Annotated in this window: 5 protein-coding genes; 4 read left to right on the plus strand and 1 reads right to left on the minus strand. The window is 76.3% G+C overall.

Going from position 1 to position 5,935, the window contains the following annotated elements; genetic code table 11:
• Nucleotides 1-129: 129 nt before the first annotated feature.
• Nucleotides 130-1,926 carry an AAA family ATPase gene (locus ACFXAM_RS37425; RefSeq protein WP_380298254.1) on the minus strand — a complete coding sequence of 599 codons (1,797 nt, stop codon included), beginning with the start codon at nt 1,924-1,926 and terminating at the stop codon, nt 130-132.
• 205 nt (nt 1,927-2,131) lie between these two features.
• Between ACFXAM_RS37425 and ACFXAM_RS37430 the strand changes: the two genes are divergently transcribed.
• The 4 genes from ACFXAM_RS37430 to ACFXAM_RS37445 all read left to right on the plus strand — a co-directional run bounded on the left by ACFXAM_RS37430 (nt 2,132) and on the right by ACFXAM_RS37445 (nt 5,833).
• A complete protein-coding gene (locus ACFXAM_RS37430) occupies nt 2,132-2,989 on the plus strand; it encodes a 2-oxo acid dehydrogenase subunit E2 (RefSeq protein ID WP_380298255.1) in 858 nt (285 codons plus the stop codon).
• A complete protein-coding gene (locus tag ACFXAM_RS37435; RefSeq protein WP_380298258.1) occupies nt 2,986-4,074 on the plus strand; it encodes an alpha/beta hydrolase in 1,089 nt (362 codons plus the stop codon). The genes ACFXAM_RS37430 and ACFXAM_RS37435 overlap by 4 nt, the downstream gene beginning before the upstream one ends.
• A gap of 116 nt (nt 4,075-4,190) precedes the next feature.
• A complete protein-coding gene (locus ACFXAM_RS37440; protein ID WP_380298260.1) occupies nt 4,191-5,030 on the plus strand; it encodes a BTAD domain-containing putative transcriptional regulator in 840 nt (279 codons plus the stop codon).
• A complete protein-coding gene (locus ACFXAM_RS37445) occupies nt 5,027-5,833 on the plus strand; it encodes a thioesterase II family protein (protein WP_380298262.1) in 807 nt (268 codons plus the stop codon). Before ACFXAM_RS37440 ends, ACFXAM_RS37445 begins: the two co-directional genes overlap by 4 nt.
• Nucleotides 5,834-5,935 lie beyond the last annotated feature (102 nt).

Genomic DNA, 5,935 nt, shown 5'->3' on the forward strand with positions numbered 1-5,935 from the left:
CGGCAGGCACGCCCGCCGCTGCTCCTCGACCACCACACGAACCAACACCGCACGAGAGCCCACACCCAACTCGCCGCACGCGCAGGCCATGCGCACCCCGACCACCCCGGCGGGCGCAGCCACGACGCGCTACGACGCCCGACGGTGCTCCTCGACCACCATACGAACCAGCGCCGCACGGGAGCCGATACCCAACTTGCGGTACGTGCGGGCGATGTGGACCTCGACCGTGCGGGCGCTCAGTCCGAGCCGGTCGGCGATCTCGCGGCTGCGCAGGCCGGTGCCGGCCAGTTCGGCGATCTCGCGTTCCCGCTCGGTGAGCAGCTCGAAGGAAGGCCCGGCCGGCTCGGCCGTGGCGGCGGGCAGGGCCGAGCGGGGCGGCCGGGCGGCGGCCGGCCTCCGGGACGGGGCCGCGCCGCGTCGGCCCGGCCGCTCCTCGGCCTGCGGCCGGCCGGGCCCGGACGCGTCGGCTCGGCTCCCCCGGCCCAGCCGCGCGGTGGCCTCCGCGAGCAGGCCGCGCGAGCCGGTACGGGCCGCCACCTCGCCCGCCGCGGCGAGCAGTTGGCCGGCCACCCGGTCGTCGGCCGGGTCCTGGTGGCCGAGGGCCGTGAGCGCGGTGCCGAGCCAGTGCCCGGCCAGGTCGGTGTCGCCGCTGCGCAGCGCGGACCGGGCGGCCTCGGCGAGGACGGCCGCGTCCTGCGGGTCCCGCCCCGGGGTGGCCCGTTCGATGTGCGGGGCGAGCCGTTCGGCGGGGGCGCCGCGGCCCGCGAGGACGCCGACGGCCCGGCGGTGGGCGTCGGAGCGCCAGCAGAAGTCGGTGCCGTCGTGGACCAGCCAGCGCACCAGCGGGTGCCGGAAGGTGCTCCGGGGGCCGCCGGCCAGCGGTCGCAGCAGGTCGAGCCGGCGCAGGTCGTCGATGGTGCGGCAGGCCTCGTCCTCACTCGTCCCGGCGACCGCGGCGACCGCCCGGGCGTCCAGCTCGGTGCCGAGCACCGAGGCCGCGTCGAGGACGAGCCGCTGCTCCGGGCCGAGGACGGCGAGTTCGGTCACCAGGTGCCGGGCCAGCCGGTCGGGCAGCGCGGCGTCCGGCGGCAGGCCGCGCAGGTCGGCCAGCGAACCCTCCGGGCGGCCGGACAGCCGGCCGGGGCAGACCCCGGCGAGTGCCAGCAGGTAGAGCGGGTTCCCGTGGGAGTCCCGGTGCAGGGCGCGCAGCCGGGGGGTGGTGGCGGGCAGGTCGAGCAGTTCGGCGGCCTGGGCGAGGCCGAGCCGGCCGAGCTCGATCCGCCGGGTGGTGCCGAGCTGGCTGCCCCGGGCGAGGGTGGCGCGCAGCGTCTGCGGGGTCTGCCGGGGCCGGTGGGAGACCACCAGCGCGAGCGGGGCCCGCACCGGCCAGCGGATCAGCCGGTCGAGCAGCGCGAGCGAGCCGGGGTCGGCCGCGTGGACGTCGTCCAGCACGATCAACAGGCCCCGGCAGGTGTGCTGTTCGAGCAGCGCGCGCAGCCGCTCCGGGTTCGGGCAGCCGTCCGTCGAGGCCTCCACGGAGACGGAGATCCGCCGGAGCAGGGCGAGCAGTTCGTCGCGCAGCCCGGCGAGGTCGGCGAGGCCGATCCAGTCGCGCAGGATCTGCACGAACAGGGCGCCGGCCAGGTCCTGTTCGGCGGGGTCGGCCAGGGCCCGCAGGACGGTGAAGCCGCGGGCCGAGGCGTCCTCGGCGAGTGCGGTGAGCAGCCGGGACTTACCGCTGCCCGGGTCCCCGGCGAGCTCCACCACGGTCTGCCGACCCGATGTCACCTCGTCGAGCACGTCCCGCAGTTGGTCGAGTTCGGCGCGCCGGACGGTGTCCGTGCGGAGGCTGATGCGGTCGCGGGCCACGCTGCCGGCGTCCCGGAGTTCTCGGGTCCCTCGGGTCTCTCGGACTGCGATCACGGTTGCTGCCCCTTCCCCCGGTGGCGGGCGGAACCGGCGGATCCCCCCGACCGCTGTCGATCATAGCTTCGAACACGGGACAACCGGCCGGACGAAACAAGGATTTCACGAACCCCGTGACCGGTCCGGACCTCCCGCTTCAGGTCTCGTTTGGCCTCGTCCGCCAGGCTCGGCACCTCTGCCGGTCCGACCCGAGAGGCCCGTGATGACAAATCCGACCGGAGCCGGTCTCCGTCTCGCACCACCGCCGCGCGAGCGACGGCACACGCTGTACTTCCTGGAGGCGATCCGGGACTTCTCGCCCGTCTTCCTGGACACCGAGGTGGACGCCACCCGCCTGCTGGAGGACCGCGCCCGGGCCCGGGCGGCCGGACAGCGCCGCTCGGTGGTCGGCTACCTGCTGGTGGCCGCGGGCGGGGTGCTGGCCCGTCACCCGGAGGCCAACTCCGCCTACCGGGGCGGCCCGCGCCCCCGGGTGGCCGCCTTCCCGACGGTGTCCGGCAAGGTCACCCTGGACCGCACCCTCGGGGGCACCCGGGTGGTGCTGTCCACCGTCGTGCCCGAGCCGCACACCGCCGGCCTCGCCGAGGTGCAGCGCCGGCTGGACCGCGTGCTGGACGGCGACCCGGCCGAGCTGCCCGAGTTCGCCGGCATCCGGGCCCTGCACCGGCTGTCCTGGCTGCGCGGCCGGCTGCGGTTCGCCCGGGCCGCCCGCGACCTGCGGCTGCGCCCGCTGATCACCGGGACCTTCGCGGTCACCTCGCTCGGCCACCGGCCGGTCGACGGCTTCCACTCGGTCGGCGGGACCACCGTGACGCTCGGCGTCGGCCGGATCGTCGAGCGCCCGGTGGTCCGGGACGGCGCGATCGTCGCCGCCCCGGTGTTCCGGCTCAGCCTGGCCTTCGACCACCGGGTCATCGACGGCGCGGAGGCGGCGGACGTCCTCGCCGAGATCCGTGCCGCGCTGGAGGAGTGGCCCGGCCCCGGGGAGGACGAACCGGCCACCGAACCGGCCACCGAACCGGTGACCGGCCCGGCCGTCCGGTCGGAGGCGAGCGCATGAGCGGCCGGGCCCCGGCGAACGACCTCGCCGAACTCAAGCAGTTCGTGGTGGCGCAGGCCACCTCCCAGGGCATCACCCCCGCCGAGTACGGCGCCGTGCTGGACGGCGTCGTGGACGACGGCGACGGCGGCCCCGGCTCCTGGGTGCGCCGCTGGACCGAGGCGGGCGACCGGCTGGAACGCGACGGCCGGCTGCTGGAGGCCGGGCGCTACTACACGATGGCCCGCTTCCCCTACCCCTCCGGTTCCGCCCGCCGGGAGGCCGAGGACCGCGCCCGCGCGGTGTTCGCCCGCTGGGCCGCCGGCTTCCCCGGCATCGAACGGATCGAGGTGCCCACCGCGGCCGGCCCGGTGGCCGCCTGGGCGGGCGGGCTGTCCGCGCGGGAGCCCCGGCCGCTGCTGCTGATGTCGGGCGGGATCATCAGCCTCAAGGAGCAGTGGGCACCCGTCCTGCTGCAGCTGGCCGAGTTCGGCCTGGCCGGGGTGGTCACCGAGATGCCCGGCGTCGGCGAGAACCCGCTGCCGTACGACCTGACGGCGCCCGCGCTGCTGCCGGCCGTCCTGGACGCCGTCGCCGACCGCGCCGACACCTCGCGCACCTACGCGCTGGCGCTCAGCTTCAGCGGCAACCTGGCGCTGCACGCCGCGCTCGCCGATCCCCGCATCCGCGGCGTCGTCGGCGCGGGCCTGCCCGTGCACGACTTCTTCACCGACCGGGTGTGGCACGCCACCGTCCCCCGGGTCACCGTGGACACCCTCGCCCACCTGGCCCGCACCGACGCCGGATCCGTGTTCGACGCCCTCGCCCCGCTCGCCCTGGGCCCGGACCGGCTCGGGGCCGTCGACGTCCCGGTGGCCCTGGTCACCAGCGCCCGCGACGAGATCATCCCGCCCTCCGACACCGACCGGCTGCTGCGCTCGCTGCGCAGCCTGCGCCTGCGGGTGCACGACGACGTGCACGGCTCGCCCCGGTTCTTCCCGCAGACCCGGCTCTGGACGCTGCTGACGGTCCTGCGGATGAGCGGCGGCCCCTTGGAGCAGCGGCTCGCGCTCGCCGCCGAACTGCGCGCGCTGGACCGGAAGTGAACCGGCGGTAAGCAACACGCGAGGGCCGGGGGCGTCCGTACGTAGTTCCGCTGATGTGCGGACGGCCCCCGGTGGGACAACCTGGGCCGGACGACATCCCCCCCCAGGAGGCCACTGTGAAGTACAAGTTGCTCGGGAGCCTGCGCGTCACCACGGAGCACGGCACCTCGGCCGTCAAGGCCCGGAACATGGAGGTGCTGCTGGCGACCCTGCTGATCCGGGCCAACGAGGTGGTGTCCGTCCCGCAGCTCGGTTTCGAGATCTGGGGCGACGCCCCACCACGACGTCACCTGGCCGCGATCCACGTCTACATCTCCCGGCTGCGCAAGCTGCTCGCCGACGGCCGGCCGGAGAGCGTCATCGCCACCCAGTCCCCCGGGTACGTCCTGCGCCTCGGCCCGCAGGACCGGCTGGACTCCGACGACTTCCAGCAGCTGATGCAGACCGGACGCACCGCCGCCCGCGAGGGCCGCACCGAACAGGCCGCCGCCGCCTTCGAGGAGGCCCTCGCCCTGTGGCACGGCCCCGCGCTCGGCGACCTGCGCTCCGGGCCGATCCTGGAGGGCTTCGCCACCTGGGCCGAGGAGGCCCGGCTGGAATGCCTCGGCATGCACGTCGAGACCGGCCTGGCCACCGGGCGCCACCGCGAACTGATCGGCAGACTCTACTCGTTGGTCGCCGAGCACCCGCTGCACGAGGCCTTCCACCGGCAGCTGATGATCGCCCTGTACCGCTCGGAGCGGCAGGCCGACGCGCTGCGCGTCTACCGCGCGGCCCACCGCACCATCACCGCCGAACTCGGCATCGAGCCCGGCCGGGCGCTGCGCGAGGTGCAGCGGGCGATCCTGCTGTCCGACCGCCGGCTCGACCTGCTCCGCCCGCAGCGGGGCGAGTCCGGTGAACCCGCCGAGTCCGCCGAGCGGGCCGGCCGTGCGGAGCGGCAGGCCGCCGCATGAGCGCCGTCGGCACCCCGTCCGTCGACAGCGCCCTGTGGGTGCGCCGGCTCGGCGCCGGCCCCGCCGCCCCCGCCACCTCCGCCACCCCCGGCGCGCCGCTGCGGCTGCTCTGCCTGCCGCACGCGGGCGGCTCGGCCTCGGTCTTCCGGCCCTGGTCCGCGGCGGCCGGCCCGGAGGTCGAGGTGCTGGCCCTGCAGTACCCGGGCCGTCAGGACCGCTACCGGGAACCGGCCGTCGCGGACCTCTCCCGGCTGGCGGACCTGGCCGCGCCGGCCGTCCGGGCCGAGGTCGGCGAGGGCCGCTACGCCCTGTTCGGCCACAGCATGGGCGCCCTGCTCGCCTTCGAACTCACCCGCCGCCTCGAACGCGACGGCCGCGCCCCGGAGCTGCTCGTCGTCTCCGGCCGGCGCGCGCCCTCCACCCGGCGCGACGGCGAGTACGACCACCTCACCGACGACCGGGCCCTCACCGCCCACCTGCGGGAGCTCAGTGGCACCGACCCGCGGCTGCTGACGGACGAGGACGCGCTGCAGATGATCCTCCCGGCCGTCCGCGCCGACCTGACGGCCGTGGGCGGCTACCACGCCGGACCGGAGGTGACCGTGCGCACGCCCGTCCTCGCCCTCACCGGCGACACCGACCCCTGGGTCACCCCCGCCGAGGCCGCCGCCTGGCAGCGGCACACCACCTCCGGCTTCGAGCTCCGGATCCACCCCGGCGGCCACTTCTACCTCGACGGGCGCGAGCGGGAGCTGCTCGCCCTGCTGGGCGACCGCCTCGGCCTCACGCCGGCCCCTCGCTGACCGCTCCACCGCACTCCGCCGGAGTGGGAAGTCGGACCCGCCGACTTCCCACTCCGGCTCTTTGCGTTGCTTCGGCTCCTCGGCGCCGCTTCGGTCCCGGCC

It is taken from the genome of Kitasatospora sp. NPDC059462 (assembly GCF_042749955.1).
In the GTDB taxonomy this organism is placed as follows: Bacteria; Actinomycetota; Actinomycetes; order Streptomycetales; family Streptomycetaceae; genus Kitasatospora.